This window comes from Guyparkeria halopsychrophila (assembly GCF_044582135.1).
Classification (GTDB): domain Bacteria; phylum Pseudomonadota; class Gammaproteobacteria; order Halothiobacillales; family Halothiobacillaceae; genus Guyparkeria.
In genome coordinates this window covers 68,363-88,715 of the sequence record NZ_JBDODP010000012.1, presented here as the reverse complement: position 1 = coordinate 88,715, position 20,353 = coordinate 68,363, and the positions used below count along the sequence as shown (strand labels likewise).

At 64.6% G+C, this 20,353-nt stretch carries 19 protein-coding genes and 1 pseudogene; 9 read left to right on the top strand and 11 right to left on the bottom strand.

Annotation, left to right across the window (positions count from 1 at the left end):
- From ABGV18_RS06990 to ABGV18_RS06980, 3 genes and pseudogenes are all read right to left on the bottom strand, one after another.
- Nucleotides 1–214, bottom strand: a pseudogene (locus ABGV18_RS06990) (DsrE family protein); the annotation flags it as partial.
- A gap of 562 nt (nucleotides 215–776) precedes the next feature.
- Nucleotides 777–1,169 (bottom strand): cupin domain-containing protein, encoded by a 393-nt coding sequence (locus tag ABGV18_RS06985; RefSeq protein ID WP_396585413.1) that lies wholly within the window; start codon nucleotides 1,167–1,169, stop codon nucleotides 777–779.
- 829 nt (nucleotides 1,170–1,998) lie between these two features.
- The gene (locus tag ABGV18_RS06980) at nucleotides 1,999–3,381 is read right to left on the bottom strand and encodes a DEAD/DEAH box helicase (RefSeq protein ID WP_396585412.1); all 1,383 of its coding nucleotides are present in this window, start codon (nucleotides 3,379–3,381) and stop codon (nucleotides 1,999–2,001) included.
- A 379-nt stretch (nucleotides 3,382–3,760) separates the two neighbouring features.
- Between ABGV18_RS06980 and ABGV18_RS06975 the strand changes: the two genes are divergently transcribed.
- Together ABGV18_RS06975 and ABGV18_RS06970 are read left to right on the top strand one after the other, a co-directional pair.
- Complete coding sequence (locus ABGV18_RS06975; protein ID WP_396585411.1) at nucleotides 3,761–4,312, top strand: DUF2058 family protein; 552 nt, start codon at nucleotides 3,761–3,763, stop codon at nucleotides 4,310–4,312.
- A 160-nt stretch (nucleotides 4,313–4,472) separates the two neighbouring features.
- On the top strand, nucleotides 4,473–5,531 hold the full coding sequence (locus ABGV18_RS06970) for a DUF748 domain-containing protein (protein ID WP_396585410.1): 1,059 nt from the start codon (nucleotides 4,473–4,475) through the stop codon (nucleotides 5,529–5,531).
- 19 nt (nucleotides 5,532–5,550) lie between these two features.
- Here ABGV18_RS06970 and rssA read toward each other — a convergent pair whose 3' ends face one another.
- The 4 genes from rssA to ABGV18_RS06950 form a co-directional block, all read right to left on the bottom strand.
- On the bottom strand, nucleotides 5,551–6,492 hold the full coding sequence (gene rssA, locus ABGV18_RS06965; protein ID WP_396585409.1) for a patatin-like phospholipase RssA: 942 nt from the start codon (nucleotides 6,490–6,492) through the stop codon (nucleotides 5,551–5,553).
- A gap of 215 nt (nucleotides 6,493–6,707) precedes the next feature.
- Nucleotides 6,708–6,959 (bottom strand): Rho termination factor N-terminal domain-containing protein, encoded by a 252-nt coding sequence (locus ABGV18_RS06960; RefSeq protein ID WP_396585408.1) that lies wholly within the window; start codon nucleotides 6,957–6,959, stop codon nucleotides 6,708–6,710.
- Between the two features lie 110 nt (nucleotides 6,960–7,069).
- Nucleotides 7,070–7,924 carry a cation diffusion facilitator family transporter gene (locus ABGV18_RS06955; protein ID WP_396585407.1) on the bottom strand — a complete coding sequence of 285 codons (855 nt, stop codon included), beginning with the start codon at nucleotides 7,922–7,924 and terminating at the stop codon, nucleotides 7,070–7,072.
- Between the two features lie 79 nt (nucleotides 7,925–8,003).
- On the bottom strand, nucleotides 8,004–8,684 hold the full coding sequence (locus ABGV18_RS06950; protein WP_396585406.1) for a transporter substrate-binding domain-containing protein: 681 nt from the start codon (nucleotides 8,682–8,684) through the stop codon (nucleotides 8,004–8,006).
- Nucleotides 8,685–9,082: 398 nt separating this feature from the next.
- Between ABGV18_RS06950 and ABGV18_RS06945 the strand changes: the two genes are divergently transcribed.
- From ABGV18_RS06945 to ABGV18_RS06935, 3 genes are all read left to right on the top strand, one after another.
- On the top strand, nucleotides 9,083–9,244 hold the full coding sequence (locus ABGV18_RS06945; protein ID WP_396585405.1) for a hypothetical protein: 162 nt from the start codon (nucleotides 9,083–9,085) through the stop codon (nucleotides 9,242–9,244).
- A 9-nt stretch (nucleotides 9,245–9,253) separates the two neighbouring features.
- Nucleotides 9,254–9,688, top strand: coding sequence for a hypothetical protein (locus tag ABGV18_RS06940; protein ID WP_396585404.1), 435 nt, complete (start codon nucleotides 9,254–9,256; stop codon nucleotides 9,686–9,688).
- A gap of 275 nt (nucleotides 9,689–9,963) precedes the next feature.
- A complete protein-coding gene (locus ABGV18_RS06935; RefSeq protein WP_396585403.1) occupies nucleotides 9,964–12,003 on the top strand; it encodes a hypothetical protein in 2,040 nt (679 codons plus the stop codon).
- A 9-nt stretch (nucleotides 12,004–12,012) separates the two neighbouring features.
- Here ABGV18_RS06935 and ABGV18_RS06930 read toward each other — a convergent pair whose 3' ends face one another.
- The 4 genes from ABGV18_RS06930 to ABGV18_RS06915 form a co-directional block, all read right to left on the bottom strand.
- Entirely contained in the window at nucleotides 12,013–12,810 is a 798-nt protein-coding gene (locus ABGV18_RS06930) for a class I SAM-dependent methyltransferase (RefSeq protein ID WP_396585402.1), read from the bottom strand.
- 151 nt (nucleotides 12,811–12,961) lie between these two features.
- Nucleotides 12,962–14,308, bottom strand: coding sequence for an amino-acid N-acetyltransferase (gene argA / locus ABGV18_RS06925; RefSeq protein WP_396585401.1), 1,347 nt, complete (start codon nucleotides 14,306–14,308; stop codon nucleotides 12,962–12,964).
- Nucleotides 14,309–14,478: 170 nt separating this feature from the next.
- Nucleotides 14,479–15,402 carry an ornithine carbamoyltransferase gene (argF, locus tag ABGV18_RS06920; RefSeq protein ID WP_396585400.1) on the bottom strand — a complete coding sequence of 308 codons (924 nt, stop codon included), beginning with the start codon at nucleotides 15,400–15,402 and terminating at the stop codon, nucleotides 14,479–14,481.
- Nucleotides 15,403–15,481: 79 nt separating this feature from the next.
- On the bottom strand, nucleotides 15,482–16,660 hold the full coding sequence (locus ABGV18_RS06915) for an aspartate aminotransferase family protein (RefSeq protein WP_396585399.1): 1,179 nt from the start codon (nucleotides 16,658–16,660) through the stop codon (nucleotides 15,482–15,484).
- A 267-nt stretch (nucleotides 16,661–16,927) separates the two neighbouring features.
- On the opposite strand from ABGV18_RS06915, the gene ABGV18_RS06910 reads away from it, so the two are divergent.
- From ABGV18_RS06910 to ABGV18_RS06895, 4 genes are read left to right on the top strand one after another with little or no spacing between them, the layout of a single operon-like run.
- The gene (locus ABGV18_RS06910) at nucleotides 16,928–18,274 is read left to right on the top strand and encodes a TRZ/ATZ family hydrolase (protein WP_396585398.1); all 1,347 of its coding nucleotides are present in this window, start codon (nucleotides 16,928–16,930) and stop codon (nucleotides 18,272–18,274) included.
- Between the two features lie 49 nt (nucleotides 18,275–18,323).
- On the top strand, nucleotides 18,324–19,052 hold the full coding sequence (gene ubiG, locus ABGV18_RS06905) for a bifunctional 2-polyprenyl-6-hydroxyphenol methylase/3-demethylubiquinol 3-O-methyltransferase UbiG (protein ID WP_396585397.1): 729 nt from the start codon (nucleotides 18,324–18,326) through the stop codon (nucleotides 19,050–19,052).
- 9 nt (nucleotides 19,053–19,061) lie between these two features.
- Nucleotides 19,062–19,763: an HAD-IA family hydrolase gene (locus tag ABGV18_RS06900; RefSeq protein WP_396585396.1), complete on the top strand. Its 702-nt coding sequence runs from the start codon at nucleotides 19,062–19,064 to the stop codon at nucleotides 19,761–19,763.
- Nucleotides 19,760–20,341 carry a hypothetical protein gene (locus tag ABGV18_RS06895; RefSeq protein WP_396585395.1) on the top strand — a complete coding sequence of 194 codons (582 nt, stop codon included), beginning with the start codon at nucleotides 19,760–19,762 and terminating at the stop codon, nucleotides 20,339–20,341. The genes ABGV18_RS06900 and ABGV18_RS06895 overlap by 4 nt, the downstream gene beginning before the upstream one ends.
- Nucleotides 20,342–20,353 lie beyond the last annotated feature (12 nt).

The window sequence follows — 20,353 nt, the reverse complement described above, 5'->3', positions numbered from 1 at the left end:
CACCGGCGTATTCGTTGTTGAGGTAACTGACCCGATCGAGGATGCGGTCGAACGCCTCGGCATCCCTCGCCGCCCCGTTGTAGACGACTTTTTCGGGCTGGTAGCTCTTCTCGATCAGCTCGGCCGTACCCCAGGGGCGGTTGTCACTGGCCATGGCGATAGCAATGGTCATGGCCGGCAACAGGCAGGCAAACAGCAAGGCACGCTTGAACATCGGTTCCTCCGTGAATCCCTGAGTGATTTGGTTGTGTTCTCCCTTCCGACGGTAGCCGACCCGAGGGGCAGCACCAATTACTTTGCCTGTTATTCGATACGGACCACACAGCAGTGACGGCAGAATGAGCGCCGCAAACGAAGAACGCCCGGCTGAGTAGCCGCGCGTTTCGATTGTCGATCATCGGCCGAAGCCGACGACCAATGCGTTCTGGTTAGCGGTTGCCGTGCTGTGACCACCGCCTCCGCGGCGACCACCACCGGCGTTGTTACGACCGTTGGGGATCAGCTCGGGCTTGGCGTTCGGGTCCGGCTCGAGGCCGCGCACGACCCGGTGGTTAGGCTTCTGCTTAGGCAGGCGCTTGATGCCGGCGAAAAGTTTACCCGCCAGAGTGCGGATCTCGTCGGAGAAAGTGGCCGAAAACAGTAGTTTCTGGCGCTCTTCCGGCGCGACCTTGAGGGGATCCAGCCAGGCGCCCCGGCGTGGGGACGAGGCTGTGACTTAATCTAGATCCGGCCCCATCACACGAAGCTCGGACGGAAACGCGCCGAAGGCCGGAAAGTCATTCGGTCGTCTTGCCGTCAAAATGTTCGTCGTCAGCCTCCGCCTCCTCGGGGGTGTGGTGGACAACGCCATCTCGGTGCTCGGGCGGTGCGTAGATTGTGTAGAGCTTGAGTGGAACGCTTCCCGTGTTGATGATGTTGTGTTTCGCTCCAGCCGGGACGATGACCGCAGAACCGGCTTTGATGGCGGTCCGCGCACCGTCAATAATCGCGTCCCCCGTTCCTTCCTCTACACGAAAGAACTGATCGAGTTTGTGAACTTCCGCCCCGATCTCTTCCTCCGACTTTAACGACATGACAACCAGTTGGCAGTTTTTTGCCGTGTACAGCACCCGACGGAAATCGTCATTTTTAACGGCAATGCTCTCGATGTCTTTTATAAAACCTTTCATGATGTAACCCCTTCGAGTTGAACGACCGCAGTCGCGGACCACTTGACGTGCATCATTGGCGCCGAAACTAAAAATAAACGCCCTAACCATCGCGTAACACCCCGCAGCGGCGCCGGACTGAGCAACGGGGTCGGCTCCAGAACACGGACTTGGCCTTGATGCCGGGGCGTTGCCTCTGGGCGTCATGCGGCTCATCCGCCGAGTAACGCTTTATCGCCCGCTTTTTGCAGCACAACGCCGTGCGACTGCCGACCATGAGATCCCAGGTCACCGTGAGCCGCTGGTACCGGAGGCGCCTAACGGTGAGTGATATACAGCATAGTCTTCGCGCGACGGAACGCACCGTGGAACGGGACTCGTCGTCTCGACAAGGCTCGCCGCGGCTTCTGGATGGTCTCCGCGGCGACATCCACTGACTGCATACAGGCAATCGGACCGAGCAGGGCTGCGTTCACTGGATTCAATCCTTCATGCTCTAGCCGAGCAAGAGTTGCCAGTGCGGCGTTGCGCTTCCTGGCCCTTTCTCTGAACCGATTCACCACGACACCCACTTCGGCTCGGGGCGCAATCCGGCTCAGTGACGTTCCGAGCACACCCTGTCAGGAAGGGAACAAACACGGAGATTCCTTCCATGTCTCGACTACCTCCATGAAGCCCAAGTGAGAACCGACGGTTCGGAATCGGTTGCTGCCAACCCATTTTTCAGACGTTATCTAGCACCGGGGTTGGCGTGGTGACCGGGCCACCAAACGAAAAACGCCCGGCTGATTAGCCGGGCGTTGCTTTTAGTGTTGTGACGTCGGCCGAGGCCGACAGCTAGCGGGGAGGCTTAGCGGTTACCGCTGCGACCACCGCCACCGCCGCCGCGTGCGCCACGGCCACCGGGACGACCGCCCGGGCCACCCGGGCCGCCTGGGCCACCACGACCGCCGCCACCGGGGCCGCGTCCCTGACCACCGCCGGGCCCGCCGCGCGAGCCGCCGGGACGGCCACCGCCACCACCGCGGCGATTACCACCGCCGGCGTTGTTGCGACCGTTCGGGATCGGCTCGGGCTTGGCGTTCGGGTCTGGCTCGAAGCCGGGCACGACGTGGCGCGTGAGCTTCTGCTTGGTCAGGCGCTCGATGTCGGCTAACAGCTTGTGCTCATCGACACAGACCAGCGAGATCGCCTCGCCGGACTCGCCCGCCCGGCCGGTCCGGCCGATGCGGTGGACATAGTCCTCGGCGACATTGGGCAATTCGAAGTTGACCACGTACGGCAAGTGAGCGATGTCGATGCCGCGGGCGGCGATATCGGTGGCTGCCAACACGCGGATGGTGCCGCTCTTGAACGACTCCAGCGCCTTGGTGCGGGCCGTCTGGCTCTTGTTGCCGTGGATGGCCATCGCCGGGATGTCGCGCTTGGACAGGTACTCGGCCAGGCGGTTGGCGCCGTGCTTGGTGCGGGTGAACACCAGCACCTGTTGCCAGTCCTGGTCGATCAGCAATTCGGCCAGCAGTTCACGCTTCTTGTCGCGGTCGACCTGGTAGACCGACTGGCTCACCGCCTCGACCGTGGTGTTGCGTGGCGTGACGGAGATCTCGGCCGGGCTGTCGAGCAGCTTGCCGGCCAGGGTGCGGATCTCGTCGGAGAAGGTGGCCGAGAACAGCAGGTTCTGGCGTTTGTCCGGCACGATCTTGAGGATCTTCTTGATGTCGTGGATGAAGCCCATGTCGAGCATGCGGTCGGCTTCGTCCAGCACCAGGATTTCGACCTGGGAGAGATCGACGGTGCGCTGGTTCTGGTGATCCAGCAGGCGACCCGGCGTGGCGACGAGGATGTCGACGCCCTTCTTGAGCTTGTCGATCTGCGGGTTGATGCCCACGCCACCGAACATGACCATCGATTTGAGCGGCAGATGGTGACCATAGTCGAGCACACTCTGCTCGACCTGGGCGGCCAGTTCACGTGTCGGAGTGAGGATCAGCGCACGGATCGGACGCTTGCCGCCCTTGTGGCCACCTTCCGGATGCGTCTCCATCAGGCGCTCGAGCATCGGCAGGGTAAAGCCGGCGGTCTTGCCGGTACCGGTCTGGGCCGCGGCGAGCAGATCCTTGCCGGAAAGTACGGCGGGGATGGCCTGGGCCTGGATGGGGGTCGGTTCGGTGTAGCCGCGTTCTTCGATGGCGCGCTGGAGTTCCGGGCGAAGGCCCAGTTCTGAAAACAACATAGAAATGATTTTCCTTGGGGGACGAGAACGCTTAGCGCATGGAGGCCATGACAAACAATGGCGTCTCGAATGGCGTGGCGTTTCCCGTCACACGGCCCCGGGAGGGGACGCACGCCAGTCGGCAAGGAAAACGCGGGGTTGATGGCATGTCGTGGACACACCAGCAGTAATGAAATCGGCAGGACTGGTCAGACCGAGGCGGCGGAGCATAGCACCTTTCCCGCATAACGTGGGGAAACATCGCGTCAGCAGCGTTGGCAGGGCGATCGTCGGGCATGGTCGATCACGCATCCATCGCGGCGTTAGAATCGGTCGCCAAGTCGGCCGACGGGTCGAACTGATAAACTCCAGGACCTAAACCACGACAGACGGCAGGTTCATGAGCAAGGCATCGCTTCAGGATCAGTTACTCAAGGCCGGCCTGGCCAAGAAAAGCGGCAAGCAGCCCAAGCAGAAGAAATCTGCCTGGGGGCGCGTCAATCGCCATGACAAGGACGCCAACACCAGGCCACCCGCGGAGATCGAGGCGGCCAAGAAGGCGGCCGCCGAGAAGCGTGAGCGCGAGCGTCAGCAGGCACGCGAAACCAGCGCCCGCCAGCGCGAGGCGGAGCAGCGCCGCGCCCAGCGCGCGGAGGTCCGCCAGCTGATTCTCGACCACGCCGAAAAACTCGCCAGCCACGGCGAGCCGTTCTACTTCATCGATCAGGGACGGATATCGAGCCTGCCGGTCGACGCCCGCCTGCGACGCGGCCTGGCAGCGCGCAAGCTGCGCCTGGCGACCTGGGAAAAACGCTACTACATCGTCTCGGCAACCACCGCCGAGAAGATCGCACAGCGCGACCCGGCTTTCCTGATCGCCCTGCCCAGCGGCGGCGAGATCCGCGATCCGGCCTACGCCGAGTTCAGCGTGCCCGACGACCTGATCTGGTAACCCTCCCCTCGCTTGGTTCAGGCCGTGCTGTCGGCTCTTGCTGGAAGCTAATCTCCCGCGGTAACGAACCGCACCCTCTGTCGGCCTGTCCAATCAGGCGGGCGAGGGCGGTGAACGATCCGGTGAAGTGCACCCCGCCCCGCACCCCGGGGGAACAGCCATGAAGGGCATCAAGAAGAGAAGCATGGCCTTGGGCCTGATCGCGGTGATCGTGGTCCTGCTGATCGCCGGGCGCGTGTATCTGCCCCACTGGGTCACGGACTACCTCAACACGGAAATTGCCGCCCTGGATGGATACGGCGGATCGGTACAGGACGTGGACATCCATCTGTGGCGCGGCGCCTATGTCATTCACGGCCTCGAGATCCACAAGCACCAGGGCGAACGCAACGAGCCCTTCGTCGCCGCCAAAACCATCGATCTGTCGGTGGAATGGAGCGCCCTGCTCAATGGTGCGGTGGTCACCGAAATCGACATCCACGGCGCGGACCTCAACTTCTCCAAACGCCAGCACGGCCAAGGCGAAAACTGGGAACAGGTGGTGAACGCTTGGACGCCGTTCGACATCAACCGGCTCGCACTGCATGGCGGCCGGGTGGAGTACATCGATTACAGCGCCGAGCCAAATATTCACCTGTATATCGATGGCATCGACGCCCAGGTGACGAATCTCCGCAACGTCGAGAAAGGTGGTCCCGCCCTGCCTTCCGACCTGAGCATCACGGGCCAGTCGATTGGTGGCGGCGAGTTGACGGTCGACGGCCGTCTGAACGTAATCAAGTCGATACCCGATTTCGACATTAACCTTGAACTGCAGAACGCCTCGCTACCCGCCTTCAATGACTACACCAGGGCCGCGGCCGCGGTCGACTTCGAAAGCGGCACCGTCGGCCTGTTTTCGGAGCTGGCGGCAGCAGACGGGAGACTGACCGGTTATGTAAAGGTGGTGGCCACCGACGTTTCACTGGCCAACCTGCGCAAAGGCGACCAGAACCCGATCAATGCCTTGTGGGAATCGGCCGTCTCCGTGTTCATGGAGGTCTTCGAAAACCAGCCGGAGGACCAGTTCGCCTTCAGCATCCCGATCGAGGGGAATCTGGACGACCCGGATCGAGGCACCTGGGCCGCCTTCCTGAGCATCTTCGACAATGCCTTTGGTCAGGCCTTCACGCGAGACACGGAGGGCAGGATCCGCTTCGAGGAATTGTTGGAAGACTGACGCCCCTAGGAAAAGGTGATCACGAGCGGTTCTTCTCGCCGACCTCATCGACCAATTTCGAATCCTCAAGCGCCCGACGCGCCGCCTCATAGCCTTTCTCGATTGCCTCGTCGGCACGCTCGAATTCGAGCAGGCCGATGTGCGATAGCCTCGGCGAAATCATCAGTTCGGGCGGGTCGCCGGCCATGCGGCTGCGGGTGATGCGGTCCTGCATGATGTTGATCGCGCCGGCCATCACGTCAAGCATGCCGGGCGTGGGCTCGTCCTTGTCGTGCTCCTCCAGCCACTGGCCGATCCGACCATCGAGAAAGCGCTCGTCCAGGCCGTCGACCCACTTGCGCAGGCCGCTCTCGTTGTCGGTATCGTGCCGCGCCGCGCCGCTGATGTCGCGTATGTGCCGACTGACCAGATCGCTGTTGAGATTCACGGCGATCACCACGTCCGCGCCCAGCGCCCGACACAACGAGACCGGCACCGGGTCGGTCAGCCCGCCATCGACCAGCCAGCGCCCCTGATTGCGCACCGGCGACATCAGCCCCGGCACCGCAATCGAGGCGTGCACGGCCTCGATGAGGCTGCCCTCGCGCAGCCACACCTCGCGGCCGGCCTCAAGATCGGTCGCCACCGCCGCGAACGGTATCCGCAGGTTCTCGATATCCACCGGCTCGACTTGTTTGGCCAGCGAGCGCATCAGGTCGTCACCCTCGATCAGGCCGCCGCCCAGCCGGACATCCAGCAGGCGCATCACGTCCAGGGAGCGTATGCCGCGCGCCCAGGCCTCAAGCTTGTCCAGGGACTCCCCGGCGTAACCGGCCCCGATCAACGCACCGAAGGAGCAGCCGGCCACCATTTCTGGGCGGATGCCGGCCTCTTCCAGGGCGTGGATCACGCCGATGTGCGCCCAGCCGCGGGCCGCCCCGCTGCCCAGTGCCAGGCCGATCGTGGGTTTGCCGTCGGTCATCGTTTCCTTCCGCTTGAGTCCATAGAAAAACCGCCTGTGCGGCGGCTCCCGTGCATGGTTAATCGTACACCGGGATCAGGGCGTGGCCGTTGTTCTGGTAGCCCATCGGCGAGATGACGCCCGAGCGCACCGGCTCGATGCCCCGCAGCAGGGGGGCGTTGTCGACGTCGGCCGCCCGTGTAGGGCGCGTTCTGGGGTGCCAGCAATCCGCTCGACTACCCCCTCAAGGCGCGAATCAGTTCGTCCTTGTTCATTTCGGAACGCCCCTCGATACCCACTTCCTGGGCCTTGTCGTATAACTCGTCCTTGGTCCAGTCCTCGTAGCGGTCGCTCTCGCCACCGCGACGAGCGGCCTGGGTGCGGTCGCTGTTCGCGATCCGCGCCGCCTTTTCCTTGCTCATGCCCTCATCGCGCAACGCTTCGTACTGTTCGTCGTCTTTGATGCTGTTGCCGTGGTTCTTGGTCATCACTCCATACCTTCAGTCATTGCTTTAGCAACTTGATTCACTCCGTAGCCCGAGTGAACGCTAGAGACGACCGACAAGCGGACATCGCGTTGACACGCACGCCGGAGTGCTTAGGGACGGACCAGTTGGACCGTGAGGTCGTGCATCCGCCAGTCGACGGATTTGGCGCACTCGACCGCTTCGGCCGACCGCTCGATCGGCGAATCATCATCAATAGGCTCGATATAGGCCTCGCCGAAGAAGATCTGTCCCGACTCACGCATGCGCACATCGACTCGACGCACCCATGGCAGCTGCGCGATACGATCCTGAACCTGCTGTGGCAGCTCATCCCACTCGCCGTCCACCGCCTTGGGCCGACGATCCATGAGGTCGTATACGCTCGTTCTCAGGTGGCTGATGCCATCTTTCACCACATCCAGACCGATGACCAACGCGGCCAGACTGTCCGCCCACCAGAACCCGGCCGCGATGCCGAGAACCCCGACACCCGCGGCGGACGACGTCATCCAGTCCGCCTTGTTCATCGCGGCATCGGCAATCATGGCCTTGTCGTGCAAGGCACGGGCGGGCGCCAGCTTCAATCGACCAAGCACGCTGGCAGGCAATGCGCTGTAGAGCAGGGCCGGCAGCATCAACCAGCCGAGCCAAACCGGGTGGCCGAAGATCTCGACCGTGCCGATCGTCGGGTGCACCTGGCGGATCAGGCTCATGCCGGAATCGTAAAGGACGTACAGCCCCACCACGCACAAGGCAATCGCCGCTATAAGAAACGAAATACTCAAGGCACGGTGATAGCCGTACGGATGCATCTTGTTGGCGGGGCGATTGCGCAGGGACAGCCCGATGAGAACCACAATGGGTGGCACGAGGCTTATCGCGTCCTCTAGCCAGGCGGCCTTCATTGCCTGACTGGACCCCATCGCCAGATACATCACGACCACCACGGTCAGGCCATAGGCCACCGTGATGCCCCAAGGCAGTAGGCTCGACGAAGGCTCTTTTCGAGTCGGCTGGGAAGATCGATACGGGCAGTGAATATGTTCATCGCCTCTCCACGCCCGGCAGCGCTAGGTCGGCGGGTAGCGTCGAAACGGCCGCCGACAATTCAGCACGAAGCATCGCCGGCACGCCTTCTCGTTTTCCAAACAAGAACCGTTGCACCGTCTGCAGCCAGCGATTCTCTCCCGGCGGGAGGGCGAACACCCGCTTTTGGGTGTCGAGCACAGGGGGGCTCGCTTGCATTCCCCACGCCTCGATCTGCCATTCGGCCGCGGCGATCGGCAGACGCTCCCCCCGCTGCTCAACAAGGGCGACCGGCACAGCACCTCGCTTCTTGAGCTTGCGAGCCAAGGCCGTATTTGGCTCGACTTCGACCCGCTGACCGGAGAGCTCCTGGGTTGCTCGCTGTCCATCAGGCCACCCCAGCATCATCCGAGTCTCGTGATAGGGGCGGGTTAATGCGACTTCCTTTCCCCACGGCGACGAGCGTTCGATACCCCCGATGACCAGGTCCAGCTCAAATGCCGCGAGCGCGCCAAACAGTTCGGTATCTGACCCCTTCACCCACTGGACATCGGCACCCAGGCGTTCGGCAAGCTCACGCACCAGCTGCGATTCGACACCCCGCGGGTCGCCTGCATTCCACGTCACCCATGGAGCGACGCCATCGATCACACCCACCCGCAGAGAACCATCTCGAACCCGGTCTTCGGTCCCCTCCATGTCTCGCGGAAAATCGCAGCCAGCCAGCGTTAGGGCCGTCAGGCAAGCAAACAAAGCCGTGATGATCCAGCGTGTGGATCGGCCGGGCCTCTCTCTGAAACATCCTCGTTTCGGGGCACCTCTAACTGTCATGACAGGTAACTCTCATATAACGATCATGACAGGCGTCCTCGTTCGCATTTCAAGACCCAACGCTAGACCATCGTGACAACGCCTGCTCCGGGGATAGGCGGTGCGCGTAAAGGGCAAGATTGACATTACACTCTCAGTGAGTGGGGTCTAACTTGTTGAAACTGGGCACCATGAGTCCATTGCCAGGCATCAAGCGGAAAGGCGGCCAATCATCCGGTGTATGGAGGAGCCTGTCCGCAACTCGCATTTCATTTGGGAGAAAATCCGTGAACATATTCGAAGCCTTACGCGAAGACCATGACAAAATGCGAGAAATGCTTGACCGGTTGATTGAAACCCACGGCGACAGCGAAACTCGACGCGAACTCTTGCAGAAGACGCGCAATACCCTGCATGACCACGAAGTCGCGGAGGAGCGCCACTTCTAGATCCCGTTGATGGAAAACGACCTGACCCAGGAACTGGTCCGGCACAGCATGTCCGAACATCACGAAATCGACGAGGTCATGAAAACGCTGGAAACCACGGAACCGAGTTCACCAGCCTGGCTCACCCATGCAAAGAAGTTGCGGGAAACAGTGCTCCACCATCTGGACGAGGAGGAGCACAAGGTGCTTCCAGCAAAGCGGCAAGGTGCTCAGCGAGAAACAAAAGGTCGAACTCGCCAAGACCTACCGACGCGAAATGCAGGCGCAGGCCCGCAACGCCTAAAACCCGCCACCCGCGGCGCTCGACGATCGATCGCCTCCGATCCACAGAAAGCGAGCCCACGGCAAGCCATCTCGCACACGACCGTCCCCCCTCATCTCAGAACGAGACCACGGCGAGCGAACACCACTCTCTCAACGGCTCGCCGGCAGCCTTCACCGTAAAGGTGTACTGCTTGCCAACCCAGACACACAAACCACTAGCCAGGCGTGGCACGCAATGCGGCGCGGCGATTAGCCACATATCCGCCTGACTTCGTCTAGGATCGAATCACCACTTTCCCGATTTCGTCCAGCACAAACGGGCGATTGGCACGCACTGGGGCTCGATCGACTTCTTCAGCGACGATCCGCACAAGATGCGTGATCAACTCAAGCACCAAGAGGATCTCGACTTCTATGTATAATCCCGCGGCATATCCCGGGCACGAGGAGCCTACGTGATCAGTGAAGCCGACGAACAAGCGGCCGGGGCCCTTCTGCCCGGACTCCTGCAACGCCTCGACGAAGCGGTGGAGGCCCTCGATTCGGCACCGGAATTCTCCAAGCCCGCGCACCTGCCGCAGGTGCTGGACGGGGCCAGACGCGTCCTGCTCCAGGAGGGAGGCCCGGCCGCCATCGAGGCCCGGGCTCAGGCCATCGAGTCCGCCGGGACCTTCAACGGCTCGGACTGGGGTGCTCCCGAGACCCTGATCCCATCGTTGTCGGCTCACGCGCTGGGTAGCGCGGACGCGGATACCGTCGTGATCGAGGCGCTCAGCGACCTGCGCATGCTCGCGGTGGCCCGGGGGGCCTACCTGCACTCGCGGCTGTCGGCCGAGAATGCCCACCATCACCTGACCCAGGTACTGGCGATCAACCTGCAGCGGCTGTTCATGCCGCCAACCGAGGCCGAGCGCGAGACGCAGGGGCGTATTGCCCTGCTGTCACGCGCCCTGCTCGGTCACCTGGCCGACCGGGTCGGCTACGAATACATCATCGACCAGTTGATCGACGAGATCTGGCGGATCCTGCAGCAGCGGCCGATCCAGACCGACCCGGTCAAGCAGATGATCACCCAGATCGCGATCTGCCAGAGCAGCCCGGAAATCGATCTCGGCCATAGCGGTCAGGGTGCTGACCGCCTGGTCAGTAGCCTGTTCGGGCCAACCCAGGCCTGTCGGGAAGATCCCGGCGTGCAGGTATACCAGGAACGCCTGGAGAGCATGGATAACGTGGCGTTGCAGAACGAAGCGACCGGCTTCGCGCGGGCCATGCATGACACCGGGCTGGTATCGCCCTACCACGCGACCCTGCTTCGTCACCTGACCAGCCAAGGCGATCACCTGCTTTCAGAGGCCATGGGCCTGTCCTCGACCGGGCGGGATTGCCTGCTCTGTTACAGCGGTCTGGTGCATGCGCTGATCGACCAGTCGGTGTTTCCCGAGACGCCCCAGGCCATCTACGGGCTGGCCCTGATGCTCGAACGCGGCATCCTCTACCAGCCGCCGGTGGCTCCGGCCATTTGGCGACAGCTGAGCCTGCCACTGTCGGCCTGGTCACGCGAACGCCTCGCGATCGCCTTCGGCGAGGCCGTCCCGCCGCGCACCCGCCTGCTGGAGGGCGTGCTCTGCATGCTGGGTCAACCGCTGGGCGTGGGCCAGGGCAACAACCCCACCTGCCAGTCGGCCCGCGCCCTGTCGATGTGGGCGTACAACGACCCCGACTACATGCTGCAGATGGTGGCCTGGGCCGCGCGCGACGACGAGATCATCATCCACTTCGAGGGCCAGCCGATCTCCTCGATGGCCTCGCTCAGCGGTGTCGCGACGACGCTGCCGATCGATCTCGACCCCGTGTCATTGCTGGTGGTGCCGCACCTCGACCGCATCTACGCCGAGATGGGCCGCCGTTGCATCGGCCGCGAGGGCGACCCGCACCGCTGGATCAATCCCGAATTCCACGGCTGGTGGTCCGGGCGGGGCTTCCGGATCAACGTGGACGTCGCCACCGGCAAGCTCGAGGCGCTGGAGGACTTCCTGCGGCACTTCTACGCGAGCTATCACCCGTACTACAACGGCAACCAGCCGCTGATCCACCCGCAGCCGATCGGCGTCGCCGCGACCGACAGCGCGGCGCGCTTCATCGGCTGGCACGCGATCACCCTGCTGCGGGTGACGCTCGATCCCAAGGATGAGATGCGGGTGTACTTCTACAACCCCAACAACGACAGCGGCCAGAACTGGGGTGACGGTGTTCAGGTGAGCACTGCCGGCAATGGCGAACGCTTCGGCGAATCCTCCCTGCCCTTCGAGGAGTTCGCCTCGCGCCTGTACATCTTCCACTACGACCCCCTGGAACACGGCGAACTCGCCTCCGTGCCACAGGACTCACTCGATCGAGTGATTGCCATGGTGCACCGCACCTGGGGCGCGGATCGCATCCCCGAAGAGCATCTGACGCTCAACCTCGACGACCCGGCCATCGGCAGCGAGGCCTGAGCCCCGCGCTCAGCCGGCCGGGCGGGCGAGATAGACGTCGAAACGCAGTCGCCCGGAGCGGTAGTCGATCGCCGGGGTGGTCGCATCGATGGTCGGGGCGCCCGGCGGGCGCTTGACCACCCAGCGTGCACCTACCTGCCGGCGGGCCCAGGCAAACAGGGCATCGCTATCCGCGTCCTCACCGACCAGTTGATGGAAGATGCGCATGGGCTTTTTCACCAGCGCGGATTTCTTGCGTTCGGGGAACATCGGGTCGAGGTACCAGACCGTGTCCCTGTCACCGGCGAGCGCCGGGGGATGCTCCCCTAACACGTCGCCGAAGACCGGATGAATCCGCGCGGCGATCGCCGCCAATGCCGGTTGGGCCATCGCCCGCTCGACGGCGTCGGTCAGCAGCAGCCAGACCACCGGATGGCGTTCGACCGCCGTCACTTCGCAACCACCACTGGCCAGCGCCCAGGCGTCACGCCCCAGCCCGGTGGTGAGATCGACCACCCACGGACGATACCCCGCCTTCCAGCCGGTCGCCCGCGCCAGGGCATCCTTGCGCGCCAGTGGCCGGGCGAAACGTGGATCGGCGGCGAAGTCGATCACCAGCGGGTATGACCCCAGATCCGGTCGGTCGAGGGGAGGAATCAAGCCGATGCACCCGTCCTCGAGCGCCAGGGTGAAGCAGGCCGGATCGTCACCGGGTGCGTCGACCCAGTTCAGGCCCCACTCCTCGGCAAACGCCGGCAGGCGTTCGCCACCCGTTGCGCCAGGCTCGGGCCGACAGACGACGACCGGTAACGGGGCTAGCCCGAACATTTCATGAATCCACTCGATGATCGCGCAGGATGTTGGCCGCACAAGGGATTTTTTGAAGGAGCGGCGTATCGGTGATTACGGCCGACTGAAGAAAATTCCTTGTGCGGACAAGAGACCAGCGAGGGCGTGGGCAATTCATGGAATGTTCGGGCTAAAGCCACTTGCGGAATATCCGCGAATTGCGCTTGAGATTGTAGAACGCGCGCCGCTCGGCGGGCAGCCGCTCCAGGCTCTCGTCGGCAAAGCCCTTCTCACGGAAGAAGGCCATGGTCTGGGTCGAGAGCAGGAAAAGCGATTTCAGGCCCAGCGAGCGAGCCCGGCTTTCCATGAAGCCGAGTAGGCGCGCCGCCCGGCCACCGCCCTGGTAGGCGGGATGCACGACCAGGGCGGCGAGTTCGGCGGTGCCCTCTTCGGGGAAGGGGTACAACGCCGCGCAGGCGATGATGTCGCCGTCGCGGTCGATCACGACGAAGCGATCGGTCTCCAGTTCCAGTTGCTCGCGCGAGCGGCGCACCAGCACGCCGGCCTGCTCCATCGGCTCAATCAGGGCAAGGATGCCGCCGATATCGTCGAGGGTCGCCGGGCGAATGCGCTCGTAGGGTTCACTGGTGATCAGCGTGCCGCAGCCGTCACGGGTGTATAGCTCGACCAGCAGCGCCCCATCGACCTCGCGATCGACCAGGTGGATGCGATCCACGCCCTTCGAGCACGCTCGCACGGCGCTGTGCAGGTGCAACTGGAACTCGGTCGACAGGTTGTCGCCCTGACGATCCAGAAGCCCCTCGACCTCGGATAGGCTCATGGCGGTGGGCAGGTCGTCGAGCGGATCGGTGAGAAAGATCAGCTTGTCCGCGCCCAGGGCCACCGCCATGCTTTCGGCGACGTCCTCGGCACGCAGGTTGAACAGCTCGCCGGTGGGCGAATAGCCGATGTTCGACTGGACCACGATCGAGCCGTCGCCGAGTGCATCACGCACACCGTCGACGTCGACCCGGCGGACCGCGCCGGTATGCCCCAGATCCACGCCATCGATCACACCCATCGGGCGCGCGGTAACGAAGTTGCCGGTCAGCACCCGCTGGGCCAGCCCCGACCCCGAGGCCAGGCTCAAGCGCGCCGACAGCCAGGAAATCACGTCGAACTGCACCGCGCCGACCGCCTCGGTGAGCGGGTCGATCATCGCCGGCGCGGTGACGCGCAACCCCTGGTGAAATCGCTCCTCGAACCCCGCCTCCTGAAAGCGGCGGTTGATCTGCGGGCGCGCCCCGGGCACCAGCACCAGGCGCACGCCGAGATCGGCGATCAGCACCAGGTCGCGGATCAACCGCTCGAAACTGGCCGGCTCGTCAAGCGCCTCGCCACCGAAGGCAACCACGAAGACATGATCCTCGTGCTCACGGATATACGGGACGGCATCGCGCAGCCCTTGCACCAGCACCCGCGCCTCCCCGGTGGGCTGGCAGGTGACGTTCGAAGCTTGATCCTTGCTGTCGGTCAACGCGTGACCTCCCTGGGGCGATGGCTTGGGGCGATGGCTGGGGTTTATCTGACGTGAGGATAACCGTCGCAACGAGTCAGGAGAAATCCCTGGGCCTCGATGCAACGAGGCCCGACCCCGCTCGTGCCGGGACCGGGCCTCTGTTTCGGGTCGGTGACGACCGGCGTGAATCAGGAAACGCCCGGAAACTCGCCCAGGATCAGGAACTCGACCAGCGCCTGCTGGGTGAACATGCGCGCCTCGGCCTCGTCCCAGACGACGCTCTGCGGGCCGTCGATGACCCCCGCGGTGACTTCCTCGCCGCGATGGGCCGGCAGGCAGTGCATGAACAGCGCATCGCTCTGGGCCCGGGCCATCAGCTCGCCGTTGATCTGGTAGTCATGAAAGTCGCGCAGGCGACGCAGACGCTCTTCTTCCTGGCCCATCGAGGCCCAGACGTCGGTCACCACCAGATCGGCGTTCTCGACTGCCTCGGCGGCCGTGCCAACCAGCTCAACGCGATCCTTGGCCGCGGCGACCACGTCCGGGTCCGGCTCGTAGCCACGTGGGGCGGCGATCACCAGCTCGAAGTCGAAGGTGCGCGCGGCATTAATGTATGAGTGGCACATATTGAAGCCATCGCCGACCCAGGCGACGCGCTTGCCGGCGATCGAACCGCGGTGACGCTCGTAGGTGTAGATGTCGGCCAGCAACTGGCAGGGGTGGCTACGGTCGGTGAGCGCGTTGATCACCGGCACCCGGCTATTCGCGGCGAAGGTCTCGACCATGCCGTGATCGTTGGCGCGGATCATGATGGCGTCGACCATCCGCGACATCACGCGGGCGGAGTCTTCCACCGGCTCACCGCGGCCGAGCTGTGTATCCCGCGGCGAGAGGAAGATCGCCGAGCCGCCCAACTGCGCCATGCCCGACTCGAATGACAGCCGGGTGCGGGTGGAGGCCTTCTCGAAGATCATGCCCAGCACGCGACGCGCCAGGGTCTCGGGGCGCTCGCCACGCTCGCGGGCAGCTTGCAGTTGCCCCGCGCGCTCGAACAGGGCGCGGTATTCGTCCGCGTTGAGGTCGGACAGGCTCAGGAAGTGACGTGTGGACATAACGGTATCGATTCTGTCGGTTGAGGGGCGCGCCCACGGTAGAAGGCCCAAGTACAAGGCCAGGGCAAACCCCGAATGCTCAGTTGGCCGCGTACCAGTCGCGGATGACGCCGATCACCCGATCGGCGATCAGGTCGGCCTGCGATTCGCTCAAGATCAACGGCGGCAGCAGGCGGACTACCGAACCGGCGGTGACGTTGATCAGCAGGCCCTGCTCCAATGCGAGCGCCACCAGTTCACCCGCCGGACGGTCCAGCTCGATGCCGATCATCAGGCCGCGTCCGCGCACCTCGCGAAAGCCATCGAGATCAGCCAGGCCGTCGCGGAGGCGCTCGGCGATGGCCTGGCCCAGTTTCTCGGCCCGCGGGACCAGCCCATCGCGCTCGATCACCTCGAGCACGGTCGCCGCTGCGCGGCAAACCAGCGGGTTGCCGCCGAAAGTCGAGCCGTGGCTGCCCGGTCCGAACAGGTCGGTGGCCCGGCCGGCGGTCAGGCAGGCACCGATCGGCACGCCGTTGCCCAGCCCCTTGGCCAGGCTCATCACGTCGGGCAGCACGTCGGCCTCATGCTGAAAGCCGAACCAGCGACCGGTGCGCGCGATCCCGGTCTGCACCTCGTCAACCATCATCAGCCAGTCGTGCTGGTCGCACAGGGCACGCACCCCGGCCAGATAGCCAGACGGCGCCGGGCGGACACCGCCCTCGCCCTGGACCGGCTCGAGCAGCACGGCGACGATTTGCGGATCGGTCGCTACCTGCTCGAGGGCGTCGATATCGCCGTACGGCACACGCACGAAACCATCGAGCAGCGGCTCGAAGCCCTTCTGGATGGCTGTGTTGCCGGTGGCAGCCAACGCGGCCAGCGTGCGGCCGTGGAAGCTGTGCTCCATGACTGCGATCTTCGGGTTGTCGATCGCGCGCCGACGGCCGTGCAGCCGTGCAAGCTTGATCGCCGCCTCGTTGGCCTCCGAGCCGGAGTTGCCGAAGAACACCTTTTCCATTCCCGAGAGGGCAGCGAGCCGCTCGCCCAAGCGTTCCTGCCACGGAATGCCGTAGAGGTTGGAGGTGTGGATCAGGGTCTTGGCCTGGTCGCACAAGGCCTCGGCGATGTCCGGGTGGGCGTGACCCAGACCGGTCACCGCAATACCGCTGACCGCGTCGAGGTATTGCCGACCCGACTCGTCCCACAGGTACGGGCCTTCGCCCCGAACGAAGCGGACGGGCTGACGGTTGTAGGTGGGCAGCAGAAAGTCGCTCACGGCGTTCCTCGAAACCAATTTCGCCCGGAATTTCCGGGCGATACAAAACCAAAAAAGCGCTCCCCGGGACGACGAGCGCATTGAATCCATTGTGTTTTGTGCCCACTCGACGAACCACGACGCGGCGGTCAGGGATCGGAGGGGCAAGTCGCTGAGCATATCACGAATCGCATCGATTTCGACAAAGGCGACCAAGGCCCGACATGCTAGGCTCTGTGCCTCTTTACCCTCCCCACAACCCACCCACACCGGCACCGCTCATCCGTCATGGCAACCGACCACCCCATCCAGATCCTCGCTCCCCGCTGGCTGATTCCCGTCGCCCCGCGCGACGAGGTGCTCGAAGATCACGCGGTGTGGGTCCGCGATGGCCGCATCGAGGCCATCCTGACCCGCAAGCAGGCCATAGAGCGCCAGCAGGCTACCGATGAGTCGACCGAATGGGTCAACCTGCCCACCCACGCCCTGATCCCGGGGCTGGTTAACGGCCACACCCATGCGGCCATGAGCCTGATGCGCGGGCTGGCCGATGACCTGCCGCTGATGACCTGGCTCGAGGAGCACATCTGGCCGGTCGAGGGGCAGATGCTGGGCCATGATTTTGTCCACGACGGCACGATGCTGGCCGCCGTCGAGATGATCCGCGGCGGCACCACCACGCTCTCGGACATGTACTTCTTCCCCGAGGCGGCGATCGAGGCCGTGCAGGCCGCCGGTCTGCGCGGCATATTCGGCATCGTGGTGATCGACGGGGCCAACCCCTGGTCGGCCAACGCCGAGGAGGCGCTGGCCAAGGGCGTCGACCTGGTCAACGACTGGCGCCACCACCCGCGCATCGAGTTCACGCTCGCCCCGCACGCGCCCTACACCGTGGGCGACGCCGCACTCGAGCGGGTGCGCACCATGAGCGACCAGCTGGATGTGCCGGTGCACATGCATGTCCATGAGACCGCCCACGAGGTCGAGGCGGCCGTGGAGGCCAACGGCGAACGACCATTGGCGCGGCTCGATCGGCTGGGGCTGTTGAACGAGCGCCTGGTCGCCGTGCACATGACCCAGCTGACCGACGCGGAGATCGGCCGGCTCGCAGTCACCGGCACTCACGTGCTGCACTCGCCGCAATCGAACCTCAAGCTCGCCTCGGGATTCTGCCCGGTGGCCAAGTTGCTCGAGGCTGGCGTCAATGTCGGGCTGGGTACCGACGGCGCGGCGAGCAACAACGATCTCGACATGTTCGACGAGATGCGCACCGCCGCGCTGATCGCCAAGCCCGTGGCGGGCGATGCCGCCGCGGTCAGCGCCCACCAGACCCTGCACATGGCCACCCTGGGCGGCGCACGCGCCTTCGGTCTCGAGCAGCGCATCGGCTCGATCGAACCGGGCAAGCAGGCCGACCTGGTGGCCGTCGATTTGGACGCCCCGGAAACCCAGCCGGTCTACGATGCCGTCTCCACGCTGGTCTATAGCGCCTCGCGCCGCCAGGTGAGCGACGTCTGGGTCGATGGCCGCCCCCTGCTGCGCGCCGGGCGGTTGCGCGGGCTGGACTGCCGGGCCATCATCGATCGGGCCAATCGCTGGCGCGAGCCGATCCTGCGGGCCAAGCCGCAACGATGATCGCTCGCCGCCGACCCCTTCAATCGCCTGCAATCGCCGGGACACCGCGATGACTTCGACCCCCGACACCGTTGACCGCTCATCCAGCGCCTCGCCCGACGAGTTGGCGCATTTCAACCGTCTCGCCCAGCAATGGTGGGACAGCGACGGCCCGTTCGCCTCGCTGCATGCGATCAACCCGTTGCGCATGTCTTTTGTCGAGCGCTACAGCGACGCCGGCGACAGCCGCGTGCTGGATGTGGGCTGCGGCGGCGGCATTCTCGCCGAGGCGCTGGCCCGCAGCGGGGCGACGGTCACCGCGCTGGATCTCGCCGAAGACGTCATCGCGGTGGCCCGCGACCATGCCCCGGATCACCTCGAGATCGACTACCAGGTCGCCGACATCACGCGCTTTGCCCCCGAGCACGCCGGGGCATTCGACGTGGTCACCTGCATGGAAATGCTCGAACACGTCGAAGAGCCCGCGCGCATCATCCAGGCGCTGGCCGAGGCCGTGCGACCCGGTGGCCACGTGTTCCTCTCGACGCTCAACCGCAACGCCAAGTCCTGGCTGCTGGGGATCGTCGCGGCCGAATACCTGCTCAACATGGTGCCGCGCGGCACGCACGATCACCGCCACTTCATCCGCCCGGGCGAACTGGCACGAATGGCTCGAGCGGCCGGCCTCAAACCAATCGCCTCGACCGGTATCGTCTACAACCCCATCACCCGCGAGTTCTCGCTCCATGATCGCGATCTGGATGTGAACTATCTAATGGCCTTTGTGAAGGATAGTTAAGGAATCTTGATGCCCCTCTCCGCCCCGCAAGCGATCCTGTTCGACCTCGACGGCACGCTGCTCGATACCGCCCCCGACATGGCCGCCGCGATCAACCGCGTGCGTGCCGAACAGGGACTCGAGCCGATGGCATTCGACGAGATCCGGCCGCATGTCTCCAACGGCGCGCGGGGGCTGCTGGCGGTCGGGCTGGGCATCACCCCGGACCACGACACCTACGGCCAGTTGCGTGATCGTTTCCTGGCGCTCTACGCCGAGGACCTGGCCGTGCACACCTGCCTGTTCCCGGGGTTGGAGGCGCTGGTCGACTCGCTTGAGCAACGCGCCCTGCCCTGGGGCGTGGTCACCAACAAGCCCGGCGAGCTGACGCGACGGCTGCTTGAGGCGCTGGAAATCACCCCGGCGGTGGTGGTTTGCGGCGACGACCTCAAGCGCGCCAAGCCCCACCCGGACCCATTGTTGTTCGCCGCCGGCAAGCTGCGCCTGCCGCCGGCCGCAATCTGGTACATCGGTGACCACGAGCGCGACATCATCGCCGGCAATGCCGCCCACATGCCCACCGTCGCCGGACGCTGGGGCTATCTCGACGGCGAGCGCCCCATCGAGTCGTGGGGGGCCACGGTGGTGATCGATCGGCCCGAAGACATCGCCGACCTGCTGACTCGATCAGGTCAGCCCGCAGCAAGTCCAGATGCGGTGGACGCGAAATGATCCCGCGTGTCGCCTCACTGCTCGCCTGGCCCGTGGACGCCCGCCAGCTCAATGCGCCGCTGGCGCCGGTCAAGGCACCCGAGGACATGGGCGACCTGATCGCGTTCTACCGCAACCGTCTTGCCGCTTTCCGCCCGCCCTGGTTTGAGTCCATTTCCTCGGCCGACCAGGCGCGCATTGACGGATTGATCACGGCGGTCCTGCTGGTCGACGGCTGGCTGGACGCCCCGGCCGATCGCCAGGCCGGGCACGCCATGCGGCTGCCCGCCGACGAACTGGTACAACTGGGGGTGACCGAGGCCCACTGGAATGAACAGCGGGTCGACTTTGCCTTCCGGCGCTTCAACGAACGCTTCGCCGGACGCATCCGCGGCGTCCTGCAGGGCGCGGCCCCGCTGGGGCGCCCGTGGCGGCAGGGCTGGCGTTACCGGCTGACAATCGTGCGGGTCGAACAGATCCTGCGCGAGCGGCAGGTCGATCCCTCTCTCTGGTTCGAGACAAAGGCCAGCCGCACGCCCGTGGCTCAGGCGATGGCGGCGATGCGCGTCGCTTGGCGAGTGCTTACCGGCCGCGGCTGAACCCGCCGCAGT

Coding starts and splice junctions, on each gene's coding strand:
- ABGV18_RS06985 (WP_396585413.1), bottom strand. CDS start 1,169: ATGAAAGGTTTTATAAAAGACATCGAGAGCATTGCCGTTAAAAATGAC.
- ABGV18_RS06980 (WP_396585412.1), bottom strand. CDS start 3,381: ATGTTGTTTTCAGAACTGGGCCTTCGCCCGGAACTCCAGCGCGCCATC.
- ABGV18_RS06975 (WP_396585411.1), top strand. CDS start 3,761: ATGAGCAAGGCATCGCTTCAGGATCAGTTACTCAAGGCCGGCCTGGCC.
- ABGV18_RS06970 (WP_396585410.1), top strand. CDS start 4,473: ATGAAGGGCATCAAGAAGAGAAGCATGGCCTTGGGCCTGATCGCGGTG.
- rssA (WP_396585409.1), bottom strand. CDS start 6,492: ATGACCGACGGCAAACCCACGATCGGCCTGGCACTGGGCAGCGGGGCG.
- ABGV18_RS06960 (WP_396585408.1), bottom strand. CDS start 6,959: ATGACCAAGAACCACGGCAACAGCATCAAAGACGACGAACAGTACGAA.
- ABGV18_RS06950 (WP_396585406.1), bottom strand. CDS start 8,684: ATGGAGGGGACCGAAGACCGGGTTCGAGATGGTTCTCTGCGGGTGGGT.
- ABGV18_RS06940 (WP_396585404.1), top strand. CDS start 9,254: ATGGAAAACGACCTGACCCAGGAACTGGTCCGGCACAGCATGTCCGAA.
- ABGV18_RS06930 (WP_396585402.1), bottom strand. CDS start 12,810: ATGTTCGGGCTAGCCCCGTTACCGGTCGTCGTCTGTCGGCCCGAGCCT.
- argF (WP_396585400.1), bottom strand. CDS start 15,402: ATGTCCACACGTCACTTCCTGAGCCTGTCCGACCTCAACGCGGACGAA.
- ABGV18_RS06910 (WP_396585398.1), top strand. CDS start 16,928: ATGGCAACCGACCACCCCATCCAGATCCTCGCTCCCCGCTGGCTGATT.
- ubiG (WP_396585397.1), top strand. CDS start 18,324: ATGACTTCGACCCCCGACACCGTTGACCGCTCATCCAGCGCCTCGCCC.
- ABGV18_RS06900 (WP_396585396.1), top strand. CDS start 19,062: ATGCCCCTCTCCGCCCCGCAAGCGATCCTGTTCGACCTCGACGGCACG.
- ABGV18_RS06895 (WP_396585395.1), top strand. CDS start 19,760: ATGATCCCGCGTGTCGCCTCACTGCTCGCCTGGCCCGTGGACGCCCGC.